The 24788-nt window shown below is 61.2% G+C and carries 25 protein-coding genes; 10 read left to right on the plus strand and 15 right to left on the minus strand.

Going from position 1 to position 24788, the window contains the following annotated elements:
• Positions 1–449: 449 nt before the first annotated feature.
• From BN1115_RS06955 to BN1115_RS06995, 9 genes are all read right to left on the minus strand, one after another.
• A complete protein-coding gene (locus tag BN1115_RS06955; RefSeq protein ID WP_042656742.1) occupies positions 450–2087 on the minus strand; it encodes a methyl-accepting chemotaxis protein in 1638 nt (545 codons plus the stop codon).
• A 257-nt stretch (positions 2088–2344) separates the two neighbouring features.
• A complete protein-coding gene (locus tag BN1115_RS06960; protein ID WP_042656617.1) occupies positions 2345–3205 on the minus strand; it encodes a TIGR03899 family protein in 861 nt (286 codons plus the stop codon).
• 104 nt (positions 3206–3309) lie between these two features.
• Entirely contained in the window at positions 3310–3786 is a 477-nt protein-coding gene (locus tag BN1115_RS06965) for a DUF3299 domain-containing protein (protein WP_042656618.1), read from the minus strand.
• Positions 3787–3817: 31 nt separating this feature from the next.
• Entirely contained in the window at positions 3818–5065 is a 1248-nt protein-coding gene (locus BN1115_RS06970; RefSeq protein WP_021229567.1) for an ABC transporter permease, read from the minus strand.
• The gene (locus BN1115_RS06975; RefSeq protein WP_042656619.1) at positions 5059–5748 is read right to left on the minus strand and encodes an ABC transporter ATP-binding protein; all 690 of its coding nucleotides are present in this window, start codon (positions 5746–5748) and stop codon (positions 5059–5061) included. The genes BN1115_RS06970 and BN1115_RS06975 overlap by 7 nt, the downstream gene beginning before the upstream one ends.
• Before the next feature lie 4 nt (positions 5749–5752).
• Positions 5753–6343, minus strand: coding sequence for a DUF2796 domain-containing protein (locus tag BN1115_RS06980; protein ID WP_042656620.1), 591 nt, complete (start codon positions 6341–6343; stop codon positions 5753–5755).
• Between the two features lie 31 nt (positions 6344–6374).
• Positions 6375–6674 carry a DUF2607 family protein gene (locus BN1115_RS06985; protein ID WP_042656621.1) on the minus strand — a complete coding sequence of 100 codons (300 nt, stop codon included), beginning with the start codon at positions 6672–6674 and terminating at the stop codon, positions 6375–6377.
• Between the two features lie 44 nt (positions 6675–6718).
• Positions 6719–7261: a YtfJ family protein gene (locus BN1115_RS06990; protein WP_042656622.1), complete on the minus strand. Its 543-nt coding sequence runs from the start codon at positions 7259–7261 to the stop codon at positions 6719–6721.
• A gap of 220 nt (positions 7262–7481) precedes the next feature.
• Positions 7482–8372, minus strand: coding sequence for a hypothetical protein (locus tag BN1115_RS06995; protein WP_042656623.1), 891 nt, complete (start codon positions 8370–8372; stop codon positions 7482–7484).
• Positions 8373–8511: 139 nt separating this feature from the next.
• Between BN1115_RS06995 and BN1115_RS07000 the strand changes: the two genes are divergently transcribed.
• The gene (locus BN1115_RS07000; RefSeq protein WP_042656624.1) at positions 8512–8859 is read left to right on the plus strand and encodes a hypothetical protein; all 348 of its coding nucleotides are present in this window, start codon (positions 8512–8514) and stop codon (positions 8857–8859) included.
• 27 nt (positions 8860–8886) lie between these two features.
• On the opposite strand, the gene ppa is transcribed toward BN1115_RS07000, so the two are convergent.
• The 3 genes from ppa to BN1115_RS07015 all read right to left on the minus strand — a co-directional run bounded on the left by ppa (position 8887) and on the right by BN1115_RS07015 (position 12210).
• On the minus strand, positions 8887–9417 hold the full coding sequence (gene ppa, locus BN1115_RS07005) for an inorganic diphosphatase (protein ID WP_042656625.1): 531 nt from the start codon (positions 9415–9417) through the stop codon (positions 8887–8889).
• Positions 9418–9637: 220 nt separating this feature from the next.
• Complete coding sequence (locus tag BN1115_RS07010; RefSeq protein WP_042079963.1) at positions 9638–11218, minus strand: DUF3369 domain-containing protein; 1581 nt, start codon at positions 11216–11218, stop codon at positions 9638–9640.
• A gap of 110 nt (positions 11219–11328) precedes the next feature.
• Positions 11329–12210 carry a LysR family transcriptional regulator gene (locus BN1115_RS07015; RefSeq protein ID WP_042656626.1) on the minus strand — a complete coding sequence of 294 codons (882 nt, stop codon included), beginning with the start codon at positions 12208–12210 and terminating at the stop codon, positions 11329–11331.
• 158 nt (positions 12211–12368) lie between these two features.
• Here BN1115_RS07015 and BN1115_RS07020 point away from each other — a divergent pair, with 158 nt between their 5' ends.
• Complete coding sequence (locus tag BN1115_RS07020; protein ID WP_042063140.1) at positions 12369–12770, plus strand: SMR family transporter; 402 nt, start codon at positions 12369–12371, stop codon at positions 12768–12770.
• Entirely contained in the window at positions 12758–13078 is a 321-nt protein-coding gene (locus BN1115_RS07025; RefSeq protein ID WP_042079960.1) for an SMR family transporter, read from the plus strand. The genes BN1115_RS07020 and BN1115_RS07025 overlap by 13 nt, the downstream gene beginning before the upstream one ends.
• A gap of 78 nt (positions 13079–13156) precedes the next feature.
• Here the strand turns inward: BN1115_RS07025 and gloA2 are convergent, their stop codons facing one another.
• From gloA2 to hrpB, 3 genes are all read right to left on the minus strand, one after another.
• The gene (gene gloA2 / locus BN1115_RS07030; RefSeq protein WP_042656627.1) at positions 13157–13558 is read right to left on the minus strand and encodes an SMU1112c/YaeR family gloxylase I-like metalloprotein; all 402 of its coding nucleotides are present in this window, start codon (positions 13556–13558) and stop codon (positions 13157–13159) included.
• Positions 13559–13616: 58 nt separating this feature from the next.
• Positions 13617–15935, minus strand: a complete 2319-nt coding sequence (mrcB, locus tag BN1115_RS07035) for a penicillin-binding protein 1B (RefSeq protein ID WP_042656628.1) — start codon at positions 15933–15935, stop codon at positions 13617–13619.
• A 109-nt stretch (positions 15936–16044) separates the two neighbouring features.
• The gene (gene hrpB / locus BN1115_RS07040; RefSeq protein WP_042656629.1) at positions 16045–18492 is read right to left on the minus strand and encodes an ATP-dependent helicase HrpB; all 2448 of its coding nucleotides are present in this window, start codon (positions 18490–18492) and stop codon (positions 16045–16047) included.
• A gap of 178 nt (positions 18493–18670) precedes the next feature.
• On the opposite strand from hrpB, the gene thpR reads away from it, so the two are divergent.
• The 7 genes from thpR to panB all read left to right on the plus strand — a co-directional run bounded on the left by thpR (position 18671) and on the right by panB (position 24600).
• Entirely contained in the window at positions 18671–19228 is a 558-nt protein-coding gene (thpR, locus tag BN1115_RS07045) for an RNA 2',3'-cyclic phosphodiesterase (RefSeq protein ID WP_042656630.1), read from the plus strand.
• Entirely contained in the window at positions 19225–19968 is a 744-nt protein-coding gene (sfsA, locus tag BN1115_RS07050) for a DNA/RNA nuclease SfsA (protein ID WP_042656631.1), read from the plus strand. Before thpR ends, sfsA begins: the two co-directional genes overlap by 4 nt.
• Before the next feature lie 119 nt (positions 19969–20087).
• On the plus strand, positions 20088–20537 hold the full coding sequence (gene dksA / locus BN1115_RS07055; protein WP_005335644.1) for an RNA polymerase-binding protein DksA: 450 nt from the start codon (positions 20088–20090) through the stop codon (positions 20535–20537).
• 111 nt (positions 20538–20648) lie between these two features.
• A complete protein-coding gene (gene gluQRS, locus BN1115_RS07060; protein ID WP_042656632.1) occupies positions 20649–21557 on the plus strand; it encodes a tRNA glutamyl-Q(34) synthetase GluQRS in 909 nt (302 codons plus the stop codon).
• A 255-nt stretch (positions 21558–21812) separates the two neighbouring features.
• On the plus strand, positions 21813–23288 hold the full coding sequence (pcnB, locus tag BN1115_RS07065; RefSeq protein WP_042656633.1) for a polynucleotide adenylyltransferase PcnB: 1476 nt from the start codon (positions 21813–21815) through the stop codon (positions 23286–23288).
• A gap of 11 nt (positions 23289–23299) precedes the next feature.
• Positions 23300–23809, plus strand: a complete 510-nt coding sequence (folK, locus tag BN1115_RS07070) for a 2-amino-4-hydroxy-6-hydroxymethyldihydropteridine diphosphokinase (RefSeq protein ID WP_005354659.1) — start codon at positions 23300–23302, stop codon at positions 23807–23809.
• Complete coding sequence (gene panB / locus BN1115_RS07075; protein ID WP_042063124.1) at positions 23806–24600, plus strand: 3-methyl-2-oxobutanoate hydroxymethyltransferase; 795 nt, start codon at positions 23806–23808, stop codon at positions 24598–24600. The genes folK and panB overlap by 4 nt, the downstream gene beginning before the upstream one ends.
• Positions 24601–24788 lie beyond the last annotated feature (188 nt).

A 24788-nucleotide genomic window follows, 5' to 3' on the forward strand; every position in this document is an offset into this window, starting at 1 on the left:
CATTCATGCTCTTACCCTGCGAACGCCCCAATCCGTGTTTATTCCGTTCTGGTTGAGATGATAATTCTCGTCTGCTGGGTTTGGCTACGCTCTGCGCCAACTTACAAAAACTACGCTACCGCCCCTGAATTTCAGCCTCCAGTCTGCTGTTTGTTACCTGCGTTTTGGTACTGGCTTGGCTCATGGCTGACTCCTGCGAGAGGTTGCCAAGCGGCTATGTTACCGAACGGGACTGGGGTGAAAAGCGCAAGCGGGCGGTTTTCTGAGCAAGATCAATAAATTAATAAATAACGGACGGTGATATAACCGCAGCACCGCAGCAGCCTATCCGCGCAGAGTGAGATTGGAAGGTGAAAGCGAGAGTGCCGCCCTCTTGCTGGCGGGCACTAAAAAACCCTATGGGCCTGCGGGCCCATAGGGTTTTTCTGCGGTGATGGTTTGGGTAGTGGTTATCTCGCTTGGCGAACCGGCACGGCGCGGGTGGTGGCCACTTCGTAGCGGCTCTGGCTTGCCGGAGCCCCTTTCTGGAACTGGCGCACCAGTCGGTCGAGATCGCTCAACTGGTTGACCAGCTGGGTGATGCCGTGCACGGCGTGTTGGCTGCCGACGCTGGAGTCATCGGCCAGGGTCTTGATGCTGAGTACGTTGCGGTTGATCTCGGCGGTGACGTGGAACTGCTCCTGCACCGCCTGGGCAATCTGGCCGCTGCCGGAGGCCACCTGCTGCAGCATATCGTTGATCTGCTGGAGTATGGTGCCGGTTGCCGAGGCTTTTTGCTGGCAGCTCTCGGAGAGTTGGCAGCCCTTCTCCATCGCCTGCTCTGCATCCCCGGCGCTGGTTTGCAGTTCGGTGATCATCTTCTGGATCTCGCTGGTCGAGGATTGGGTCTTGATGGCGAGGGTGCGGATCTCGTCAGCCACTACCGAGAAACCCCGACCCGCTTCGCCAGCCCGGGCCGCTTCGATGGCGGCATTGAGGGCCAGCAGGTTGGTCTGGTTGGCGATGTTGTTGATCACATCGAGGATGCCATCGATATCGTGGCAGTGGCCGACCAGCGCACTGATCACGCTCTTGGAGGTGGTCAGCTCGCTGTTCATACCCGCCACGGCAGCCACGGTTTCGGCCACGCTGTGGTTGCCGCTCTTGAACAGGTCGGCGGTCTCGTCCAGCAGGCTGGAGGATTCGCTGGAGCTCTGTGAAACCTCGCGAATGGATTCCGACATCTCGGTCACGGCTGTCGCTACCTGATTGGTTTCGGCCTGCTGCTGTTGCAGGTTGTCGGTGATGGATTCGGCGTTGCGCAGATCCCCTTCGGCGGCCTGCAGGATCTTGCTGCAAGTCTGCTGGGTGCGGGCCAGCACGGCGTTGAACTCTGCCTGATTCATCACCATCGAGAGTTCGATGGCGGCGATGTTGTCCACCTTGTTGGTGTAGAGCAGTTGCATCAGCGGGTTGTCAAAGCGGCTGCGGGCCATCTTGTTGAGCTTGCCGAGGCGGCGGCAGAGGGCATTCAGGGTTATGGCCGCTATCGCCAGCGGCAGGGCGACCAGCGCCAGTTGCCAGTTCATGTCGTGGTTGTAGCCCAGTGCAAACATGGCGAGCAGGCTCAGCAGCAGACAGAGGTTGATGGTCAGGGTATGGGAGAAGGTGGGCAGCTTGAGCGCCAGCGGCAGCTTGTTGTTGCGAAGGTCGGCATAGACCTTCTCGGCCCGCTGTTTGATCTCCTCGCTCGGGGCGGTGCGCACCGACTGATACTCCACCACCCGGCCGCTGGCATCCTTGATGGGGGTGACAAAGGCGCTGACCCAGTAATGATCGCCACTCTTGCAGCGGTTTTTCACTGGCCCCATCCAGCTCTTGCCTTCGCGGATATGGTTCCACAGATCGGCAAAGGCCTGTTTCGGCATGTCAGGATGACGTACCAGATTGTGGTGTTCCCCCACCAGCTCGTCGAGCTGGAAGCCTGCAATCTCGCAGAACTCATCGTTGGCGTAGGTGATGCGGCTCTCCAGATCCGTGGTGGAGATCAGGCTCTGGTGGTCTGGATAGAGACGTTCTCTTTGGGTTACCGGTTGATTGATTCTCATGGCCATGCTTCCGAGCTGTGGTGGTTGAAGTTTGATCTGCATCAAGCTTCAAAGCAAAGGGCGGGCCATCAATCACGTTAAGTGATTTTTGTGTCAATAAAGGGGCGCAGCCACTGAATGTGGCGCTGCTGTCGTTGCAATGTGCAAAAAACGAGCGGCAAGGGGTGAGGGGATCTGCATTTTGCACCTCACTTTGCTGAGTGAGGTGCTGTGAGCGGGATCAGTGGAGCTTTGGTGGGCGTGTTCCCTATCGCCTATCAGGGAGCGGCGTCAGGGGTGGGCGGTGTGGTCTCGTTGACCTGATGCTGTACCTCAATCTGGATCCCCTGCACCAGCACGGTTTTCAGATCCTGCAGGTACTCCTCCAGCGGCGACTCTTGCAGCAGCTGGGCGAGCTCGTTGCCCACCGGGGTGAGGCGGTAGTAGAGCAGGGTGATATTGTGCTGCTTGCACTGCAGCCGCCAGCGCTGGTTGCCGAACTCCAGTTCGACCCCGTCGGCGGGCAGCGGGCCGGACTCCAGTTCTGCGCGATGCAGCAGCCCCAGTTCAAACAGCTGCAGCAGGGCGTTGTAGGGCAGCCGGTATTTGCCAAGGCCGAGGCGCGTCGCCTTGGCGCGGCTCAGCAAGCTGGCCCCCTTGTGCAGCCCCAGCAGCAGCCGCTGCTCATCGCTGCCCGCATAGTGGCAGGTGAGGGCGCAGACTCGCTGGAACAGCATGGCTTCGCGCTGGGTCATCTCCTTGAGGGTGGAGAGCGCCCGGATGGAGAAGCGGCCCGGTGTAGCGACCTCGATGGCGAAGATCCGCCCCCACAGCTGCTGCATCGGCACCATGCTGATATCTTCCGCCAGTTGCAGGAAGCGGGTCAGCCAGTCGCTGTCCATCTCGCCGCCAGCCGCCGTCTCTTCGCAGTGGCGGGAGGCCATCACCATGATGGCTTCCAGATTACGCTGGCGGGCGGCCTGATCCGCCAGATGGCGAAAGGTGGCGCGCTGTTCGAAGGTGCTGTCGCTGTTGCGGGTGAGCATGCCGTCGATGCCGCGACTGCGGGCCAGACGCAGGGTCTGCTCCTGGCTGCTCAGGATCGAACTCTCTTTCTTGGGGGGGGGCAGATCGGCCATGCTGGCTCCATTCGCACAGGTTCTGGAGCTGAATGTTACTCCAACCGGGATGCCAAGATAACAAAGCGGCCTCCGTGGAGGCCGCTTTTTTTGCAACGGGAGGATTACTCCTCGTAGACGCTCACCTCGACCGCTTCCATCGAGTAGGAGGCGGTGGCCATCTCGTGGCTGGAGCTGACCGTGCGCATCTTGCCTTTCACCCAGATGGCATCCCACAGATCATCGACCGGCGCACCCTTGGGGTAGCTCACATAGATCACCTGATTGGTGGGGGGCGGCGGCACATGGATGCAGGCGCCGAAGTAGGGCACCAGCAGGAAGGCGGTGATCTTCTTGGCATCCCCTTCCAGCGGCACCACGAAGCCCGGAATGCGCACATCCTGGTTGTCCAGCTTCTTGTTCACCCCGCCCACCGGTTGCGGCACGGAGGCGAGATCTCCATCGTGGCTCACCTGCGGGGGGGGCAGCAGTTTTTCCCCTTCCGGGATCAGCACATCCCAGTCGATGGTCTTGTAATCGGCGGCCATGGCGGGCAGCACCAGCAGGCTGGCGAGCAGCGCCACTATTTTCCACTTCATCATCTGTCCTTCTGTTTCTATTTAGGGCGTCTCGCTAGACGCGAATGCTCATGCCATCGCTCAGGCTGTAGCGGTAAGCGCGGGCGGCAGGGAGCAGGCCGATCACCATGCCCGCCAGCCACACCACCCCCAGCAGCTGCCACTCGTAGGCGCTCGGCAGCCCCAAGCTTAATTGCAGGCCATAGTGGCTGAGCAGCCAGGGCGAGGCAAGCCCCTGCCCCAGATAGAGCACGGCGACCCCGAGGGCGATGCCGACCGTGGTCAGCGCCATCGCCTCCAGCGCCAGCAGCAGGAACAGGTGGGCAGGGCCCGCACCGAGGGATCGCAATATGGCGAGCTCCCGGCGTCGCTCGTTAAGCCCCGCCAGCAGGGTAGTCAGCATGCCGATCAGGCCCGCTACCACCACGAAACCGGCGATGACCGAGAGGGCGGTTTCCGCCACGCTCATCAGGCTCCACAGCTCCTGCAGGGCGGCGCCCGGCAGGATCGCCATCAGCGGCTCTTTGGGATAGGTGTTGACGCTGCGCTGCAGCTGGAACGCCAGGATCCGGTTGCTCAAGCCCACCATAAAGGCGGTGATGGTTTTCGGGGTGAGATCCTGCGCCAGCGCTTGCTCCGGCGTCACGTTCTTGCTGTGACGGCCGGTATCCCAACCGAGATGGATCGCCTCGATCCCCGCCAGCGGCACATGGATGGTGCGATCGATGGGCGTACCGGTCGGTGCCAGAATACCCACCACCTTGAACGGCAGATTGTCGTGCTGGCTGAACGAGGTGTTGCCAGCGCCGTGGGCGATGACGATGGATTGGTCGAGGTGATAGCCGAGCTTCTCGGCCACCTGGGCGCCCAGCACCGCTTCAAACGGCGTCTCGAAAGGCCGTCCTTCCCGCAGTTGCAGCGACTGCTGCTGACCGTACTTCAGGTGAGTGAAGTAGTCGCCATTGGTGCCGAGCACCCGAAATCCCTTGTGGGAGTCGCCAAGGGAAAGCGGGATGGTCCAGGCGACGCCGGGTTTCTGTTTGATGGCCTGATAGGAGTCCCACCCCACGTTGTTGGTGGGGTTGCCGATGCGAAACACCGAGTAGAGCAGCAGGTTCACCTGACCGGAGCGGGCGCCGACGATGAGATCGGTGCCCGAGACGGTATTGGAGAAGCTTTCGCGGGCCTGGGTGCGCACCCGCTCCACCCCGAGTAGAAGGGTGACGCTGATGGCGACGGCCAGCAGGGTGAGCCCGGCGGTAAGGCGGCGGGCCCAGAGACTTTGCAGGGCGAGCTTTAGCATGATGCCCTCCGGTTGAGCTGTTGCAGGTTTTCGACCCGCGGGAACAGGGGTTCGAGATAAGGGTCGTGGCTGACGAAGATCAGAGTCGAGCCCTGCTTGTCGCACTCCTCGAACAACAGCTTGATAAAGGCCGCCCGGTTGTCGGTGTCGAGGGCCGAGGTGGGCTCGTCGGCGATCACCAGTGGCGGCGAGCCGATCAGCGCCCGTGCGGCAGCCACCCGCTGCTGCTGGCCAATGCTGAGGGCATGGACGGGGCGATGCAACGCCTCGTCCGGCAGTTGCAGCTCCGCCAGCAGACGGCGCGCCTCCTGCTCCGGACTCCCTTGCAGGCGGGCCCGTTTGGCGGGCGAAAAGGTGAGGGCAGCGGTCACGTTGTCCTGCACCGAGAGAAAGGGCAGCAGATTGAACTGCTGGAAGATATAACCCAGATTGGCCGCCCGGAAGTGGTCACGGGCACGGCCAGAGAGCCGGGCCAATGGTTGGCCCAGCACCTCCAGGGTGCCGTGGTTGGCGGTCTGGATCCCGGCCAGCAACCCGAGCAGGGTCGACTTGCCGGAGCCCGACGGGCCCTTGATAAAGACCCGCTCACCCTCGCGGATGGTGAGGGCGGGCAGATCGAGTACAGCGTCGCCACCTGGCCAGGCAAAGGCCAGATCGCGGATCTCAACCACGGCTTGTTTCATGGCGTTACCAGCTCAGCTTGTTGGCGGACGGGGTCAGCTCGCCCGCGGTCTGGCCGGTGGGCAGGATCCCCTGCACGCTCAGCTTCTCAAGGCTCGGATAGACGCTGAAGAGGGTTGCCTCAAGGCCGGTCAGTTTGGCTGGCGTGGCGCAGGTGTAGGTGTACATGGCGCCCATATCGGCGTGACCCCCTTCGTCATGATCATGGTGGTCTTCATGTTTGTCGCTGGCAGCCTTGTCATGGTCATGGTCATGGTCATGGTCGTGATCATGATCTTCTTTGGCGGCCTGCAGCTCCTGTTGGGTCAGCTTGCAGCCGGCCGCCGGGTCGAAGCGGAACAGGGTGTCAGGCTGCTGGAGGCGGGCGATGGCTTTGGCGTATTGCGCCTTCTCTTCATCGCTCTTGGCGGCGTGCTCGAAGCCTACCAGATCGGCTGCGGGCGCCTGCAGTTCGATCATCAACTGGTCGCCATCGACCACCAGATTGAGGTGGCCGTGGCCATGCTCGTGGGCGCCGTGGCTGTGGCTCTCGTGTTCGTCGTGATTTGCGTGTGCGCCAAAGGCCGCTGCGGCCAGCAACAGAGTAACTGCTTTCATCTTTAATCCTTTTTCAAAACAAATAGCGAAATTAAACAAAGGGATAGAGAAAAGCAGAGGCGGGCGGCGCACGGATGGCATAGCTGTGAAGCGTGGCGGTATCCGCCGAGCGCTGCATGGTTGCAACGACGGGCAGAACAGAGGTCGAACCGGGGAAACAATAGGGGGTGGCGGTGATGACCTGCTTGCCATCCAGATGGAGGGCGCAGACCAGGCAGTGATGGTCGTCGTGGCCGGGTAGGGCAGATTCAAACTGGTGCCGGGCAAGGGCAGGCTGCAGCCATAACCAGCCCAGCAGCAAGATCCAGATTTTCAGCTTGATACGACCCATAGACCCTTATGGAAAGGGCGCCATCAGCGCCCTTTCTCTCTGACTTAGAGATGGGACTTGATGAGCCCCATCACGGTAGCAATGTTGTTGGCATCGAGCTGGCCATCTTTGGCAAACAGCACCTTGCCCTCTTTATCCAGCAGGATGATCGCCGAGCTTTCCGGCGTCAGATCCCAGGCGTTGCGCGCCATCCCCTTGGCATCCAGCACCATGGCGGACCAGGGGAACTCTTTCTTGCCGTCCTCGGCACTGCTCTTCACGAAGCCGGAGGTGCCCCAGATGGCGTCATTGCTGTTGATGACGGTAACTGTCTGGTACTTGTCTTGCGGCAGCTTGGCGGCCTTGATCGCCTCGATCATCGGGGCATTCAGCTCCTTGGCACTGGAGCGACCGGCAATATGCTGGATCAGGAACACCTTGCCGGTGAGCGAGGTGCTCTGCCACGGCTGGTAGCCGATCTCCTTGCCATTCAGTACCAGCTCACCCTTGTCGCTGACATTGACCAGCGGCACCGGGTTGCCATCCTTGAAGTTGTGAGCAAAGACCAGAGATGGCAGCAGCGCCAAAGTAAGTACGAGATGTTTCATCCTGATGACACTCCATTTGTTATGTTATAACGAGTTTCGGATTGAGGGAATGGGCGAGCTTCATCCTAAACTGATCGGATCTGTTTAAAAAGTGTTAAATAAGATCGCAATTCAGAAGCGTCGGCGCCCCGCCAGTCAGGTGGTTGGCTGGCAAGGGCGGCTAGGATGGCATGACATCGATAAAAATCAATGAATTGGCTGCTGGTCTGAGCTGTCTGCGTCAGTAGAGCGATTCGCTGATGAGGGGGATCTTGGCCATGGTCATCTGCTGGGCCAGCAGGGACGAGCCGGTCAGCAGCACATGGCGCTGATTGTTGATCACCACCACATCTCCGGGTACGCCACTATCTGCCGTAATGGCCAGCCAGGCAGGGGAGACGCTGCCGATGCTGATATCCGGATAGATGATGCTGAGCACATATTGCGGGGCCAGCTCTGCCAGCAGGCTGGCCATCAGCAGAGCCTTCTCGTCGCTGTCAGCCTTGTTATCCTGCAGCGCCAGCAGCGGCGGCGCGAAGTGATCCAGCTGTTCCGGTTGGGTGGGGATGGCGTTCAGCCACTCTTGCATCAGGCTGACGCTGGTGGCGAGATCCTTGGCGGCAAACTGCTGCGCCAGCGGCTTGAGCTGACCCTTGAAGTGGTAGAAGAGCTGGGAGTAATCGGGTCGCACGCAAGGCAGCTTGCGATTGGCCGGATGGACGCAGGGCACCACCCTCATCTGGTAGAAGGCATCCTCCTGATACTGCTGGTAGGCTTGCCAGAACAGCAGCGACTCCATGCTGTTGTCCCGCAGGGTGAAGGCCTGCTCCAGATTGCGAAACTTGGTGGCGGTCTCGGGGCTACTCTGGTTGATCAGGTTGATGCTGTTGTAGAGGCGCGGGCTGATATAGGCGTAGAGCGTCTCCAGCGGATTGGTGAGGGAGGCCTCCAGCAGGCTCATCTCGTGGCGACTGGCGGCCATCACCTGATCGTCGGTGGTCAGCTGGAAGTGCTTGCGCTGGCCATCGGTGGATTGCCACTGCCAGCTCATGTTGATTTCGCTGGCGTTGCTTGTGGCGCCAAGGGTGGTGCAGAGAGTGAGGCTCAGCAACAGCGCGGGGATCGGCTTCATGGTGGTGCTTCCTGCCGTGGACGATAATTAACAACTAGGTGAGCCGGCACCACTTTGGTGATGTTTCGTTTTGTGATCTGGATAACAGATTGATGTGACTTTTAATTTAATTGTGAAATTAAGTCACTCTGGAGGGGTTATGAAGCCTTGGATCATAGTGCTGTTTGGGCTGCTCAGCCTGCCAGCCATGGCGGGTCAGGTGATCGTCAACAAGGGGATGTCCGTTGCGGATACCTTTGCCTTGCGCGATCAGCTGGCGCGCGAACACGAATGGCAGGAGTGGCTACGCTTCCAGCAGGCCATCAAATGGCTGGAGGTGTTGCCGGTCAACTGTGAACTGATGAGCCAGCCGGGCGGCGACTATCGCTGTGGCGGTGATTACTACCGCCCCTACCAGAAAGATGGCCGTGAAATATACATTCAGGGCAATCCTGCCGGAGATGCGGCCAGTCAGCTGCCGCAAATACCGACAAAAAAGGCGCCATAAGGCGCCTTTTTTCATACCGGATAACGCTTACTTGGCAGCGTAACGCTCGGCAGAGGTCTTGATCTCGGCTTCGGCAGCGACCTTGTCGCCCCAGCCTTCCACCTTGACCCATTTGCCCGCTTCCAGCTCTTTGTAGCGCTCGAAGAAGTGCTGGATCTGGGCTTTCAGCAGTTCCGGCAGATCGTTCACATCCTGGATGTGGTCGTACTGCTTGGTCAGCTTGGAGTGCGGTACGGCAACGATCTTGGCATCTTCGCCAGACTCGTCGGTCATCTTCAGCACGCCAACCGGGCGGCAGCGAATGACGGAGCCGGCCAGCAGCGGGTAGGGGGTCGGAACCAGTACGTCGACGGGGTCACCATCCAGAGAGAGCGTCGCGTTCACGTAGCCGTAGTTGCACGGATAGAACATCGGGGTAGACATGAAGCGATCGACGAAAATTGCGCCGCTGTCCTTGTCGACTTCGTATTTGATCGGGTCGGCATTCTGCGGGATTTCGATGATGACATAGATATCGTCGGGCAGGCTCTTGCCAGCCGGTACCAGGTTCAGGCTCATGATATTTCCTTCGTTGTTAGTATCAGGTTTGCAGGCCGATATTATAGCGATGTGATGTTAAATGACCATATTTCAGCGGATATCGCGGCCAAAGAAGAGAGATGTTTCCGGTTTGCGGTGCTTTGATGTGTTCTGGATGCAACAAAACGGCAGTTTTGATGCCCTGCCGGTGACCTTGGTCATCGGCAGGGCATGGTGAGTGGCGAGTGAAACAGGTGAATCAGAGCGAGTAGGGGAGCCTCGACTCGTTGACCAGCCGCGACAGGGCCGCCACCACCTGAGGGTCAAACTGGGTGCCGGAGCGTGACTGGATATACTCCATGGTCTGCGCCAGCGTCCAGGGCTCTTTGTAGGGGCGCTTGCTGAGCAGGGCGTCGAATACATCGACCACCGCCACGATCCGCGCCGACAGCGGGATCTGCTGACCAGCCAGCTGTTCCGGATAGCCCTTGCCATCGAAGTGCTCATGGTGGCCCCGGGCGATCTCGGCGCCCAGCGAGAGGTAGCTGGTTCCCTCCACCATCTCGCCCGCCTTGTACAGGATATTGGCGCCGATATCGGCATGTTGCTCCATGATGGCCCGCTCGTCGGGATCGAACCGCCCCGGTTTGTGCAGGATATGGTCGGGGGTGCCCACCTTGCCCACGTCGTGCAGGATGGAGGCCATGCCGATCATCTCGACAAACTCCGGTGTCAGTTGCTCGGGATATACAGCCATCTGTTGCAGCTCTTCCACCAGCGCATCGGAGAGTTTTTGCACCCGCAGCACATGCTCGCCGGTATCGGAGTCGCGAAACTCCGCCAGCGCCGCCAGCGCCACCACGGTTGCCTCCTGGGCGCGCAGCAGCTGGTTATAGAGATAGAGGTTGTCGTAGGCCGCCGAGATGCGCTGGCAGAAGACATCCAGCAGATCGCATTCGAGTGGGTCGAGAGGTTGGGTCGGGGTGAAGCTCAGCACGAACTCGCGCCCATTCTGGGCGGCGATATAGAGGGAGTCCTGCGGATGCTCGAAGCGGTTGCAGCGTTCGTTCAACGCCTTCATCACCGACTCGTGCAGTGCCGGAAAGTCCTCAAGGACCTGCTCTTCCAGCAGCCCTTCGTAGTCACCGGTCGCGGCCAGGATCTCCAGGCCATGTTGATCGGGACGCCGCTCGGCGCAGATGGCCCCTTCGGTGCCCACATCGAGAATGGCGCTGATCTGTTTCAGCACGCCAGAGGCGAACTCCTTGAGGGAGTGAAGATGATAGAGATCGCCCGCCCCTTCCAGAATTTTGCCAAGTCCCTGGCGGCTCTTGTCGATGGCGCTGAGGGTTTCGTAAGAGCGCAGGGAGGCGATGACGGTGGTGTAGAGCTTTTGTACCGTCAGTTCGGTCTTGGTCTTGTAGTCGTTGATGTCGTAATCGAGGATCACCCGCTGTTCGGGGGCCTGACCGGGCTGGCCGGTACGCAGTACGATCCGCACCAGCGAGTTGCGCATCTCGTTGCGGATCCGGTGTACCAGTCGCAGACCGGCATCTTCGGTCTCCATCACCACATCGAGCAGGATCAGGGCAATTCTGGGATTGGCTTCCAGCATGCGACCCGCTTCGGCGCCGCTGTAGGCATTGAGCAGTTCAAGCGGGCGCGACTTGTAGTGAATATTGGAGAGGGCCAGGCGGGTGGCGTGATGAATGTCCGGCTCGTCATCGACGATCAGCACCTGCCAGGGGTTGAGTGCCTTGGGGACCACGACCTCTTCATCATCGAGTTCGATGATGTCGTCGTCCAGCCAGATATCGTCCTTGTCTTGGGCACTGCTCATATCGGTTACGCCTCCGGCGCTCAATGAGTATGTGAACAGTATGCACGATCACATCCGGTCGGATCACCCGGATAATTGTAGAACGTGAGCGGGCTCTGTCTCTTTTTACTCTATTCAAAAGGCTCCAGATACGCCTGGATCGACTTTTTCAACCAGGCCAGCACCTTGCCGTGGTAGGCATTTTCCGCCAGATAGACGCCGTAGTCCCGCCACTGCAGGCTGAACTTGTGTTTCAGGGTCAGCAGGGAGCCCTGCCGCAGCTGGCTCTGGATCAGCGGCGAGGGGAGCACCGCCCAACCCAGCCCGTCGAGTACCGCATCGCGCATCAGTTCGAAACTGGAGAGCCCGATGTGTTGGCCGCCGATGGGCAGCAGACTTTTGACCGAGAATTCATCCACATAGGAGAGGGTGACCTGGGTGTGGTCGGTCAGATCCTGCTGCATCACCCGCTTCATGCTGGCCAGCGGATGGCTGGGGGCCACCACCATCAGGGTGCGGATCGGGTTGAGCAGGTCGATATTGAGGCCGCTGCGCTCCTGATCCTCGGTGATAAGGCCAAAAGCGGCATCGACGAAACCCTCTTCCACCAGCGCAGGCAGTTCGGGTGGGGAGGCGAGCACCAGCGAGATACTGGTACCGGGGAACTGGCTGCGCAAGGCGGCCAGCATCTCGCGCCACACCGGTTCGGGGATGGCGTCATCGCGCGCAACCCGCAGCGCCACCTCGGCGCCGGAGGCATAGTGTTCACACTTGAGCTTGAGGCTGTTGGCCGCCTGCAGCAGCCGTTTGCAGTCATCCAGCACCAGCTCGCCGATCTCGGTCAGGCGACTCTGATTGGCACCGCGTTCAAAAAGTTCGACGCCTAGCTCCACTTCAAGGGAGGCGATGGCGGTACTGACGGCGCTGCGGCTTTTGCCAAGTCGTCTGGCGGTATTGGCGAGGGAGCCACTGTTTGCTGATTCTACAAAGAGTTCTATCTGATAGAGCTTCATGAAGATGGGTCATGACGGAGTGTTCTGGCATTACCTTAGCCCGCTCGCGGATAACAAGACAAACCGTCAGCGTCTGATAATTCGACGCTCAGCGATTCCTGACCGAGCCGCGACTGCGGCTATCATCTCTCCCGTCGCAGCAACAGAAGGAAAATTCTATGTTAATCAGTCGCATGCTTTTAGCACGCATATTCTTGACGGGGGCCATCCTTACCGAAGTGGCGGGAACATCCAGTATGGCGATGATCCCCGAGGATGCCGCAGGATGGCTGAACTATCTGCCGATGTGGGCCCTGATCACCCTCTCCTATCTGCTACTGGCTCAAGCCGCCAAAACAATCTCCATTGGTATTGCCTTCGCGTTGTGGGAGGGGCTGGGGATTGCACTGATCACCATCGTCTCCGTGCTGTTCCTCGATTACGACCTGAACGCTCAGGAGCTGAGCGGTCTGGCGCTGGCAATAGTGGGTATTGTTATGGTGACCATGGGGGAAACCGGGGATGAACCGGTGCGCAGGAGAGTCACCCGTAACAGCAAGGAGGCGGTATGCACCCGTTAATTATCGTGCTTGGCGCGGCTTTGCTGGATATCGGTGCCAATATGGCGATCAACCGCTCGCGGGGTTTTCGCTACAAAGGGTGGGGCGTGTTGGGGATTATGCTGGTGCTGGGCGCCTTCACCCTGCTCTCCGAAGCGGTGAGCAGTGGCAAGATTGACCTTGCCGTGGCCTACGCCACCTGGGGCGCCATCGGTATTCTGGGTACCGCACTCGGCGGTCTGCTCATCTTCCGTGAGCGACTCAAGCCCATCGGCTGGGCCGGGATGATGGTGATGGCGCTGGCCGTCGCCATGCTGACCACCGCCTGATAGCGCTTCATAGATGACAAAGCCGCCCGGTTTCGCCGGGCGGCTTTTTGTTTGGCCGATTGTTTGGCCGACGCAGGCTCAGTGCGGCGCTTCGTAGAGTTCCAGCGGCAGACCGTCGGGGTCGGCGAAGAAGGTGAAGCGCTTGCCGGTCAGCTCGTCCACCCGCACCGGCTCTACCGCGATCTGATGGGCCAGCAGGTGGGCGATGACCCGGTCAAGGTCGCTGACCCGAAAGGCGAGATGGCGCAGGCCGCACGCCTCGGGCGTCGAGGGGCGGCTGGGGGTGACAGGGAAGCTGAACAGCTCCAGCTGGCTGCCGTCCGGCAGGGCCAGATCCAGTTTCCACGACTGGCGCGCTTCGCGCAGGGTTTCGGCGATGATGGGCAGCCCCAGCACCTCGTGGTAGAAGTGGCGCGAGCGTGGGTAATCGCTGGCGATAATGGCCACATGGTGGATGGCGTCAAACAGCGGAAAGGTCATGGTGTTTCCTTGTCAGCAGCATAGTGAACGGGCAGCCTGCGCTGCCCGTGTCGTTGATCTAGTTGAAGAAACCACCGAACCAGTCATCCAGCGCACTGCGTGGTGTCGCGCTGCTGGCGCAACCGGCCGGGGAGCCCATGGTGGATGCCTTGGCCGGTACCTGCAGGCTGCCCGGGCAGTCGCTGGTGACGCGGGTGCCGCTGGCGCGGGAGAAGTTGGCCCAGGTGACCCCTTCCGGCATCTTCAATCCCAGACTGTTGACGCCGCGCTGGCTCATGTAGCCGCTAAAGAGTTGCAGCGCGCCGCTTGCTCCGGTCAAGCCCGCCGGGGTGTTGTCGTCGCGACCGACCCAGATACTGACCAGCTCGTTGTTGTCCATCCCGGCAAACCAGGAGTCGCGTAGCTCGTTGGTGGTGCCGGTCTTGGCCGCCATGGTGGCGCCGGGGAACTTGGCACTGAGGGCGCGGGCCGTGCCCTGACTCACCGTCTTGGTCATGGCGAACAGGGTCAGCCAGCTCGCTTGTTGGTCGGTGACCCGCTTGGCGGTCTGATCATGCTGATAGAGCAGGCTGCCATCCCCCTTGACCACGGCACGGATCGCCGACAGCGGCTGGGTCAGCCCCTGATTGGCGATGGGCAGATACATCTGGTTCACCTCCATCGGGGAGAGCGCCACCGCCCCCAGCACCAGCGACGGATAGGGCTGGATCTCCTGCTGGACCCCCAGCTTGTGCAGGGTATCGACCACCTTCTCCAGCCCCACTTGCAGACCCAGATTGACGGTCGGCACGTTGAGCGAGCTGGCCAGCGCATCCATCAGCGGTACGCTCTGGCGGAACTTGCGATCGTAGTTTTGCGGCGTCCAGACCTGACCATCCTGACCGCGAATGCGGATTGGCTGATCTTTGAGCGGGGTCGCCAGGGTCAGGCCGTTGGAGAGGCCGGTCAGGTAGACCGCAGGTTTCACCAGTGAACCGATCTGGCGGCGGGCATCGAGCGCCCGGTTGAAACCGGCGTAGCGGGGATCGCGACCACCGACCAGCGCCACCACTTCGCCCTTATGCCAGTCGGAGACCACCATGGCCGCCTCCAGCTTCTTCTTGCCGCGCAGTTTTTCGATATCGGCGAGGCCCGATTCGACCGCCCGCTCGGCTGCGTGCTGGGCGATGGGGTCGAGACTGGTGAAGATCTTCAGGCCAGACTGCTTGAGCAGATCGGCGCCGAAGCGGCTCTGGATCTCCCGCTTGAGCAGCCCCATAAAGGCCGGGGTGCGACCATAGCTCATCTGGCCACGGGCGATGATGCCAAGGGGCTGACGGCTGGCCAGCTCATATTCGGCCTGGGTCAGGCTGCCGTGATCCATCAGCAGCTTCAACACCAGATCACGGCGGGTCTTGGCCCGCTCCGGGAAGCGCCAGGGATCGTAATAGGAGGGGCCTTTCACCAGACCGACCAGCAGGGCGACCTGATCGATATCCAGCTCGTTGACCGGAATGCCGAAGTAGAAGTAGGAGGCAAGCCCGAAGCCGTAGACCCCTTGCGAGAAGTTCTGCCCCAGATAGACCTCGTTGATATAGGACTCGAGGATCTCGTCCTTGCTGTAGCGATAGTCGATCAGCACCGCCATATAGGCTTCCTGCAGTTTTCGCCACAGGCTGCGTTCACGGGTCAGGAAGAAGTTCTTGGCCAGCTGCTGGGTGAGGGTACTGCCCCCCTGCACGGTGCGACCCGCGATCAGGTTGGCGAACATGGCACGCATGATGGCCACCGGCGAGACGCCGCCATGCTGGTAGAAGTCGCGATCTTCGGTGGTGAGCAGGGTCACCAGCAGGCTGTCGGGCACCTCGGCGATGCGCACCAGCAGGCGATCTTCCCGATCTTCGGTATTGAGGCGATCGAGCAGCACCGGGTCCATCTGGGCGTAACCGAGCTGGCGCTGGTTCTCCAGCGACTGGATCCCCTCGAGGCGCGGGCCGTTGAAGGTGAGGCGCAGGCCACGGGCCCCATCGGCGCCGTCATAGAACTCGAACGGACGGCGAATAAGCTCGATGCGGTTGCCGTTGATGGTGTATTCACCCGGCGTGTGAGGCTGGCGCACCTGCTTGTAGCTCAGCATGTTGAGCTCGCGCAGCATCTGGTCTCGCGACAGGCGCTGGCTGGGGTAGAGCTCCAGCGGGCGGCTGTAGACCATCACCGGCAACTGCCACTTCTCGCCATCGAAGCGCTCGCGCACCTTGGTATCCAGATAGATGCCGAACACCACCATAAAGGCCGCCACCACCAGGGAGAGCTTGAAGCCAAGCCAGAACAGCTTGCGCCAGATGGTGCGTTTGGGAGCGGCCTTCTTGGGAGGGCTCTTGCGTCGTTGGGTTGCCATGGTTCCTCTTTACCTGTTCATCATTATTCGTTGTGTTGCCATCGCGGCGTAATCGAACGATCGCGGCCGATTATCCATCAAATGGTCGGTGAGATTTCGTTCATCGAACCTACATCCCCATCTTCTTCTTGGTGACCCTGGTCGGCATCGCCTCCAGCGGATTATCCGGCCAGTAGTGGCGGGGATAGCGCCCCTTCATCTCTTTTTTCACCTGATCGTAAGAGCCAGCCCAGAAGGCGGCCAGATCGGCGGTGATCTGCAGCGGCCGCTGGGCTGGGGAGAGCAGCTCCACCACCAGCGGCACCCGGCCATCGGCCACGCAGGGGGTCGAACCTTGCCCGAACATCTCCTGAATGCGCACCGGGATCACCGGTGCCTGCCCCGGCTGATAGCGGATCCGCACCCGACTGCCGGTGGGCGCCGCAAAGTGGCTCGGCAGCGCCTCGTCCAGCCGCTTGGGCAGTGGCCAGGGCAGGGATTGACGCAGGATGTCGCCGATGTTGAGCTTCTTCAACTGCTCCAGCCGGGTCATGCCGCTCACCGCTGGCAGCAGCCACTGTTCCAGAGTGGCCAGCAGGTTTTCCTCGTCCATTGCGGGCCACCTCTCATCGGGCAGCCAGTCGCGGGCGCAGCGCAGACGGGCCAGCAGCCCTTCGCTGCTCTCGTCCCACGGCAGCACATGCAGCCCCTTGCGGCGGATGCCTTGCAGCAGGCAGCGCCCTTTCTGCTCGTCAGAGAGTTCGGTTAGCGGTCGCTGGCTCAGCACCAGTTCACCGATCACCAGCTGGCGCTCGGCGCGCACCCGCTCTTCCCGTTCATCCCAGTCGAACCATTGCCGCTCGCTCACCAGCTCCGGCAGCAGGCGTACCAGCTCGTCCAGATCGACCGGTTCGGCGATAAAGATTCGGCTGCCGCGATCGTTCTGCCCCATCTCGATGGCGATCAGAGCCCCTTGTCCCTGACAGGGATGACCTTCTACCAGATCGCAGCTCACCCCACCACTGAGTTGATAGCGGCTGCCGCTGCGCAGCTTGCCGATGCGATCCGGCCAGGCGAGGGCGCAGAGCAGCCCGAGCCACTGACCCTGCGCATGGGCAGGGCGGGCGCCAAGCCGTTCAAACCAGCGGGCAGCGTTCTGGCGCAGGGCGCTTTGACGGCGGTGGAACAGCACGGCGAGGCGCTCCGATCCTCGCAGATCTTCTTCCTGCAGCGCCACCAGATATGCGGCATCGGCGACAATCCCTGTCAGACCTTCAGCTTCCAGCTCGCGGGCGCGCAGCAGCATGCGGGCGAGGCGAGGGTGGGTACCGAAGGCGGCCATGGCGCGGCCAGCGGCAGTGAGTTGTTGCTCACCCTCCGGCTTCATGGCGCCAAGGGCCACCAGCAGCCGCTGGGCGCTGGCCACCGCGGCGGCGGGGGGCCTATCCAGCAGCGGCAGATCTTCCACCCTGGCGCCCCACTGGGCGGCGTCCAGCAGCAGGCCGGTCAGCTCCTGAGTCAGGATGTCGGGCGGGCTCTGCTCGGCGAGTCGCTCCTGTATCTCGCTGCTCCAGAGCCGGTAGCAGACGCCGGGGCCGAGACGACCGGCGCGGCCTGCCCGCTGGGTGGCAGAGGATTTGGCTATCTGGCGGGTCTCCAGTCGGGTGACGCCGCTTTTCAGATCAAAGGAGGCCCGTCGCTCCAGTCCGCTGTCGATCACCACCGAAATCCCCTCGATGGTGAGGGAGGTCTCCGCCACATTGGTGGTGAGCACCAGCTTACGGCGGCCCTCAGGTACCGGTTCGATGGCTGCCTGCTGCGCCGCCATATCGAGGCGGCCGTAGAGGGGGGCGAGGATCACATCGTCCGGCAGTTTGTCAGCCAGCCACTGCGCCAACCGCTCGATCTCACCCTGTCCCGGCAGAAAGACCAGCAGACTGCCATCTTGATCGGCCAGCGCTTCGAGCACCACGGCACCGACCTGCGGCTCCAGCCACTGCTGGCGGTTGGCGGGGCGGTAGTGGTAGTCGATGGGAAAACCGCGCCCCTCGGAGCGAACCACAGGGGCATCCGGCAACAGGTGCTCGAGCGCCATGCCATCCAGGGTGGCGGACATCACCAGGAGCTTGAGGTCATCGCGCAGCCCTTGCTGGCTCTCGATGGCGAAGGCCAGCGCGGTATCGGCGTGCAGGCTGCGTTCGTGGAACTCATCGAAGATCACCAGCGAGACGCCGGTGAGCTCGGGATCCTGCTGCAACATCCGGGTCAGCACCCCTTCGGTGACGATCTCGAGCCGGGTCGCTGCGCTGGTGCGGCTCTCGCCACGTACCCGCAGGCCGATGCGATCGCCCACCTTCTCTCCCAGCTGGCGCGCCAGAAAGCTGGCGATATTGCGCGCCGCGAGGCGCCTTGGCTCCAGCATGATGATGCGTCCGGGCAGCCGGTTCTGGCGCACCAGCTCCAGCGGCAGCAGGGTCGATTTGCCCGCGCCGGGCGGCGCCTGCAGGATCACGCTGGTGTGGCTGTCGAGGGCGGCAAAGAGTTCGGGCAATACCGAAACGATGGGGAGCTGGGACAAAGCGATGAGCACCTTCTGTGGCAACCGGTAAAACGGCGCCTATTCTGCCACAGCCACCCGCGCCACCGTGAGTGGATGTGCGGAGATGGTCACTCGGGCGGGCGGCTGGCGAGACATGGCCGGATGGCTGCCATAGAATGGCCCCATCCAATGAGCGTGAAAAAGGCATTATCACCACATGGCCAAACTCTTCTTTGCCCTGCCCGTCAAGGAGCTCGCCCCCGGGCTCATCGCTTGGCGCGATCAGCAGCCCTGGCCCGGTCAGCCGGTGCCGCAAGCCAACCTCCACCTGACCCTGGCCTTTCTGGGTGAGGCCGATGAGTTGACCACCCGCCGCCTGATCGCCGCCGTAGAGCGTCAGCACTGTCCGCCGCTTGCCATCAGGCTGGATGAGACCGGCTGGTTCAGCCGGGCCAAGGCCGCCTGGATTGGCCCGAAGGAGTGGCCCAACGAGCTGAATGTGCTGGCCAAGGCGCTGCGTCGCCACGGTGAGAAGCTGCGCCTTGGCAATGGCGAGCAAGGTTATCGCCCCCATGTCACCCTGTCGCGCAAGGCGGGTGAGGCACCGGCCATCCTGCCAGCCCCAAATTTTCTGCTGCAGGCAGACGAGTTCTGCCTCTATCAATCCATCTCGACCCCGGACGGGGTACGCTACGAGCCGCTCGCTTGCTGGCCGCTGCGGGCAAGACGCAAAGAGGGATTGGATAATGAAGATCAACGGAGGGCAAACCCGTGATCTTTGATCCCCCCCTGCAATCGGGCCAGTTGGTGGCCCGCTACAAGCGCTTTCTGACCGATGTGCAACTCGATAACGGCGAGCTGATCACCATCCACTGCGCCAATACCGGTGCCATGACCGGTTGTGCCGATCCGGGCACCCGGGTCTGGTACTCCACCTCCGACAACCCCAAGCGCAAACTACCCAACAGCTGGGAGATCACCGAGAGCCCGGCGGGCCACTTTATCTGCGTCAACACGGCGCGCGCCAACCAGATCGCCCGGGAGCTTATCGAGCAGAATGCCATCGCCCCGCTGGCGGGTTATCGCCGGTTGCGCACCGAGGTGAAGTATGGCGAAGAGAACAGTCGCATCGATCTGCTGCTGGAAGATGACGAGAAGGGCAATTGTTACATCGAGGTAAAATCTGTCACCCTGCTCGACGAGCGTGATCAACCGGGCATGGGTTACTTCCCTGATGCCGTAACTGCCCGTGGTGCCAAGCATTTACGGGAATTGATGGCCATGAAAGCAGCGGGCCACCGAGCCGTGCTGCTTTTTATGGTGTTGCACTCCGGAATAAGCCGGATGCGCCCTGCAACCCATATAGATCCGCACTATAGTCTGCTAATTGAGCAGTCAATTGCGGCGGGGGTTGAAATTTTATGCTATCGGCCCCATGTTGGGGTGCATGGCATGGTGGCCCAAAGTTTCATCCCATTTGAATCTGGTCACCTGTTACCCGAGGGGAGTGCATAAATATTGGAGTGGGTAACATTATTGGTACGGCTCGTTTGCTTACCCGTTACCCTTCTGCTATAGATGTCGCCCTCAATTTATGGATGGCACGGGTAGCGTGCTGAATTAGGAGACAGGGCATGCCAACAGGCGAAAACAGGAAATCTCTGGGCCCCCTGGCCATTGCGGGTGTCGCGCCTTACCAGGAAAAGCCGGGTGAGGAGTACATGAATGACCAACAAAAGGCGCATTTTCGCAAGATCCTGGGTGCCTGGCGCAACCAACTGATGCAGGAAGTTGATCGTACCGTCGACCATATGAAAGACGAGGCTGCCAACTTCCCGGATCCCGTGGATCGTGCCGCGCAAGAAGAAGAGTTCGCTCTTGAACTGCGTACCCGCGACCGTGAACGCAAGCTGATCAAGAAGATCGAGAAGACCTTGCAGCTGCTTGAAGACGATGATTTCGGTTACTGCGAACACTGCGGTATCGAGATCGGTATCCGTCGTCTGGAAGCCCGTCCGACTGCCGACCTCTGTGTCGATTGCAAGACGCTGGCCGAGATCAAGGAAAAACAGATGGCCGGTTGATCCCGACCCTCTGGTATATGAAAAAGGGAGCTCGCGGGCTCCCTTTTTTATTGAGCTTTTGGCGGTCGCCCCCCAGAATGCAGCCTCAATGAATCGCTTACCCGAACTGTCATGCCCGTGAATACCCCGTCCTCATCCCTTGTGCGCCCCTATGTCGGCCGCTTTGCTCCCTCACCTTCCGGCCCGCTTCATTTCGGTTCGCTGATCGCCGCCCTCGGCAGCTTTTTGCAGGCCAGAGCGCAGCAGGGACGCTGGCTGGTGCGCATCGAAGATATCGATCCGCCGCGGGAGATGGCAGGGGCAGCGCACCTGATCCTCAAGACCCTTGAGGCATATGGCCTCGAGTGGGATGGGGAGGTGATGTTCCAGAGCGCGCGCCACCGCCGTTATGACGAGATCATCGACCAGCTCTATCGGGCGGGGGATCTCTACTGGTGCCGCTGCACCCGGCGCGAAATCATGGCCGCGGGTGGTCTCTACAGCGGCCACTGCCGCACCCTCGGGCTGACGGCAGAGGGATGTGCCGCCCGGCTGCGCCAGCACCATCCGGTCTACCACTTCGATGATCGCTTGCAGGGCCATATTGCGGTCCCGGCGGCGCTTGCCGAGGAGGATTTCATTATCCGCCGCCGCGACGGGCTCTACGCCTACAACCTGGCGGTGGTGGTGGATGATATGGACAGCGGCATCACCGAGATAGTGCGCGGCGCCGATCTGCTGGAACCCACGGTGCGCCAGATTGCCCTCTACCAGACCCTGGGGGCGCCGGTGCCCGATTGGGTGCACCTGCCGCTGGCGGTGCTGGCCGATGGCAACAAGCTCTCCAAGCAGAACCATGCGCCAGCGCTGGCGCTCGATGAGGTGCGCCCGGCCCTGTGGCAGGCACTGCACTTCCTCGGCCAGTGCCCGCCGCCCGAGCTGATGGCGAGCCGGATTGACGAGATCATCCGGTGGGGTATCGCTAACTGGCAGCTCGAACGGGTGCCAGCCAGCGAGAAGATCCCGCTGGACATTGAGTAAAGAGAGCCGGTTTTCGTGTAATAGGACGTGAGCTGGGCGCAGATAGACCGCTATTTTTGCTGGCGACCTGTTTCATTCGGGATCAATTGCCAGCACGGTTTTTCATTTGTGCAGGCGTGAGCTATGCACAGGTAGACCGCTATTTTTTGGCCCGGTTTGATTCAAATGAGCTGAAGTAACCGCATGGTTTTTCATTTGGTCAGGCGTGAGCTATGATAGGCCGCTATTTTTTGGCCTCCCGTCAATTTAGAAGTCATGAAGAGGTGTACCATTTTTTCCCAGATCGCAAACTTTTGCCGCAAGGTGCTCGGCAAGGAAGACGGCGAGCAGTCGGTGGAATCCCCCATTCCAGCCCGTGTCGCCGGTCAACGTCGTACCTTAAGCCGTGATCAGCACCCTATTTCGCGCAAAGAGATCAGCGAGAATGCACTCAAGGTGCTCTATCGCCTGAACAAAGGGGGCTATGAGGCCTACCTGGTCGGCGGCGGAGTCCGGGATATTTTGCTCGGGAAGACGCCCAAGGATTTCGACATCGCAACCGATGCGACGCCGGAGCAGATCAAGGCGCTGTTCAGCAACTGCCGCCTGATTGGCCGTCGTTTCCGCCTTGCCCACATTGTCTTTGGTCGTGACGTGATCGAAGTGGCCACCTTCCGGGGTCACCACCATCAGGTCAATACCAGCAAACATGTGTCGGCCCAGTCTGATGAAGGCATGCTGCTGCGTGACAACGTCTACGGAACCATCGAAGAGGATGCCGAGCGCCGTGACTTTACCGTCAACGCCCTCTACTACAGTGCCAAGGATTTCACCCTGCACGATTTCGAAGGGGGTCTGGAAGATCTGGCCGAGCGCAAGCTTGAGCTGATCGGTGATCCCGAGACCCGTTATCGTGAGGATCCGGTGCGGATGCTGCGCGCCGTGCGCTTTGCCGCCAAGCTGGACATGACCATCAGCCCGCGTACCGCCGCCCCCATCAAGGAGCTGGCGCCGCTGCTGCAAGATATCCCTGCTGCTCGCCTGTTTGAGGAGACCCTCAAGCTGTTCCTGGCTGGCGATGGTCTGGCGACCTACAAGCTGCTGCGCGAGTATGGCCTGTTCCAGCAGTTGTTCCCGCAAGTCGCTGCGCTGTTTACCCCGCACGGTAACTCGCCCTGTGAGCAGCTGATTGAGCTGGCGCTGATCGATACCGACACCCGTGTCCGTGAAGATAAACGCGTCACTCCCGCCTTCCTCTACGCCACCCTGCTGTGGGGCGCTGTCGAGGCCCGTGGTCGGGTGCTGGAGAACGAGAGCGGCCTGCCCTGGTATGACGCCTTCATGCTGGCGATCAACGAGGTGCTGGACAATCAGGTGCGGATCATCGCCGTTCCCCGCCGTTTCACCACCGATGTGCGCGACATCTGGGCACTGCAACAGCGTCTGACCCGTCGTCAGGGCAAGCACCCCGAGCGCGCCATGGAGCATCCCAAGTTCCGCGCGGCGTACGACTTCCTGTTGCTGCGCAACCGGGTCGAGCGTGGTCTCGGCGAGCTGGCCAGCTGGTGGGAGCGCTATGTCGCCTCCAATCCGGATGTGCGCCCGCAACTGCAGCGCGAAGCGACTCGTCGCCCGGCGAGCGGTGAGCGTACCCCGGCCGGTGAGGCCCGCAGCAACGATGGCGAGAAGCGCAGCAGCAACAGCCGCAACCGTCGTCGCCCCCGTCGCCGCAAACCGAAAGTGGCCGAGTGACAACAGACGTGATGACCGAGGTCTTCATCGCCATAGGTTCCAACCTGTCTGACCCGCTGGGTCAGGCTCGTCGCGCCGTCGCTGCGTTGGCAAGGTTGCCGGAATCAGTGCTGGTGGAGGCCTCGTCGTTTTACAGCAGCCGCCCCATGGGGCCTGCTGACCAACCGGACTACGTCAATGCCGTAGCCCGGCTCAACACCCGGCTCGCGCCCCTTGCGCTGCTGGATCAATTACAAAAAATCGAGCTGGAACAGGGACGTGTGCGCAAAGATGAGCGGTGGGGGCCGAGAACCCTGGATCTCGATCTGCTGCTCTATGGGGATCAGGTGATCAACCATGAGCGCCTGATCGTACCCCACTACGGTATGAAGGAGCGGGAGTTCGTGCTGCTGCCCCTTGCCGAAATTGCGCCTGCTCTGGTGCTGCCCTGCGGCACCCCGCTCGCCCGACTGGTTGCCCGCTGCCCGCACAATGATTTGGCCATCATTGCCCCGCGTGCAGACGTACAGGAGCCTCTATGAGCAAGATCACCACCGCCAGCCTGCTGAAGATGAAGCAGGACGGTCAAAAGTTCACCGCCATCACCGCCTATGATGCCACCTTTGCCAAGCTGTTCGACGACGAGGGCGCGCACGTGCTGCTCATCGGCGATTCGTTGGGCATGGTGCTGCAAGGGGGTCAGGATACCCTGGCGGTCAACATGGATGAGATGGTCTATCACACCCGCTGTGTGGCGCGCGGTGCCAGCAAGGCACTGGTGGTCGCCGACATGCCGTTCATGAGCTACGCCACGCCGGAGCAGACTTACCAGAATGCGGCCCGCCTGATGGCAGCCGGTGCCCGCATGGTGAAGATGGAAGGGGGCGACTGGTTGTGCGACTCCATCCGCCACCTCACCCGCAACGGGGTGCCGGTGTGTGGTCACCTCGGCCTCACCCCGCAATCCGTCCATGTCTTTGGCGGCTTCAAGGTGCAGGGGCGCGACGAGTTTCAGGCGCAAGAGATCTACCGTCAGGCCCTCGAACTGCAAGCGGCCGGTATCCAGCTGCTGGTGCTCGAGTGTGTGCCCACTGCGCTGGCCGAGCGCATCACCAAGGCGCTGCGCATCCCGGTGATCGGCATCGGAGCCGGCCCCGCGACCGACGGCCAGATCCTGGTGATGCACGATGCCTTTGGCGTCACCTCCGGCTATGTGCCCAAGTTCACCAAGAACTTTCTGGCTGAGACCGGCGATGTGCGTGCCGCCATCCGCCTCTATGTCCAGCAGGTGAGCGAGGGGAGCTTCCCCGGCCCGGAGCACTGCTTCAACTGATCCTGGCTGTTGCACGATGGGGGCTGCGGCCCCCGTCTCTGCTTGTCAGCCTCGCACAGTTAATCCGTATAGCTAATCCGTATCTTATTGATTCATCTAAAGGTGAACTGCTGATAGCCATGCTCGTGCCTCATCCCGCCCGAGCGCTAGCGGTGGATGCAACCCGTCTCTCTTTTTGATTTATCGGA

Source organism: Aeromonas allosaccharophila (assembly GCF_000819685.1).
In the GTDB taxonomy this organism is placed as follows: domain Bacteria; phylum Pseudomonadota; class Gammaproteobacteria; order Enterobacterales; family Aeromonadaceae; genus Aeromonas; species Aeromonas allosaccharophila.

Coding starts and splice junctions, on each gene's coding strand:
- BN1115_RS06955 (WP_042656742.1), bottom strand. CDS start 2,087: ATGAGAATCAATCAACCGGTAACCCAAAGAGAACGTCTCTATCCAGAC.
- BN1115_RS06960 (WP_042656617.1), bottom strand. CDS start 3,205: ATGGCCGATCTGCCCCCCCCCAAGAAAGAGAGTTCGATCCTGAGCAGC.
- BN1115_RS06965 (WP_042656618.1), bottom strand. CDS start 3,786: ATGATGAAGTGGAAAATAGTGGCGCTGCTCGCCAGCCTGCTGGTGCTG.
- BN1115_RS06970 (WP_021229567.1), bottom strand. CDS start 5,065: ATGCTAAAGCTCGCCCTGCAAAGTCTCTGGGCCCGCCGCCTTACCGCC.
- BN1115_RS06975 (WP_042656619.1), bottom strand. CDS start 5,748: ATGAAACAAGCCGTGGTTGAGATCCGCGATCTGGCCTTTGCCTGGCCA.
- BN1115_RS06980 (WP_042656620.1), bottom strand. CDS start 6,343: ATGAAAGCAGTTACTCTGTTGCTGGCCGCAGCGGCCTTTGGCGCACAC.
- BN1115_RS06985 (WP_042656621.1), bottom strand. CDS start 6,674: ATGGGTCGTATCAAGCTGAAAATCTGGATCTTGCTGCTGGGCTGGTTA.
- BN1115_RS06990 (WP_042656622.1), bottom strand. CDS start 7,261: ATGAAACATCTCGTACTTACTTTGGCGCTGCTGCCATCTCTGGTCTTT.
- BN1115_RS06995 (WP_042656623.1), bottom strand. CDS start 8,372: ATGAAGCCGATCCCCGCGCTGTTGCTGAGCCTCACTCTCTGCACCACC.
- BN1115_RS07000 (WP_042656624.1), top strand. CDS start 8,512: ATGAAGCCTTGGATCATAGTGCTGTTTGGGCTGCTCAGCCTGCCAGCC.
- ppa (WP_042656625.1), bottom strand. CDS start 9,417: ATGAGCCTGAACCTGGTACCGGCTGGCAAGAGCCTGCCCGACGATATC.
- BN1115_RS07010 (WP_042079963.1), bottom strand. CDS start 11,218: ATGAGCAGTGCCCAAGACAAGGACGATATCTGGCTGGACGACGACATC.
- BN1115_RS07015 (WP_042656626.1), bottom strand. CDS start 12,210: ATGAAGCTCTATCAGATAGAACTCTTTGTAGAATCAGCAAACAGTGGC.
- BN1115_RS07020 (WP_042063140.1), top strand. CDS start 12,369: ATGTTAATCAGTCGCATGCTTTTAGCACGCATATTCTTGACGGGGGCC.
- BN1115_RS07025 (WP_042079960.1), top strand. CDS start 12,758: ATGCACCCGTTAATTATCGTGCTTGGCGCGGCTTTGCTGGATATCGGT.
- gloA2 (WP_042656627.1), bottom strand. CDS start 13,558: ATGACCTTTCCGCTGTTTGACGCCATCCACCATGTGGCCATTATCGCC.
- mrcB (WP_042656628.1), bottom strand. CDS start 15,935: ATGGCAACCCAACGACGCAAGAGCCCTCCCAAGAAGGCCGCTCCCAAA.
- thpR (WP_042656630.1), top strand. CDS start 18,671: ATGGCCAAACTCTTCTTTGCCCTGCCCGTCAAGGAGCTCGCCCCCGGG.
- dksA (WP_005335644.1), top strand. CDS start 20,088: ATGCCAACAGGCGAAAACAGGAAATCTCTGGGCCCCCTGGCCATTGCG.
- gluQRS (WP_042656632.1), top strand. CDS start 20,649: ATGCCCGTGAATACCCCGTCCTCATCCCTTGTGCGCCCCTATGTCGGC.
- pcnB (WP_042656633.1), top strand. CDS start 21,813: ATGAAGAGGTGTACCATTTTTTCCCAGATCGCAAACTTTTGCCGCAAG.
- folK (WP_005354659.1), top strand. CDS start 23,300: ATGACCGAGGTCTTCATCGCCATAGGTTCCAACCTGTCTGACCCGCTG.
- panB (WP_042063124.1), top strand. CDS start 23,806: ATGAGCAAGATCACCACCGCCAGCCTGCTGAAGATGAAGCAGGACGGT.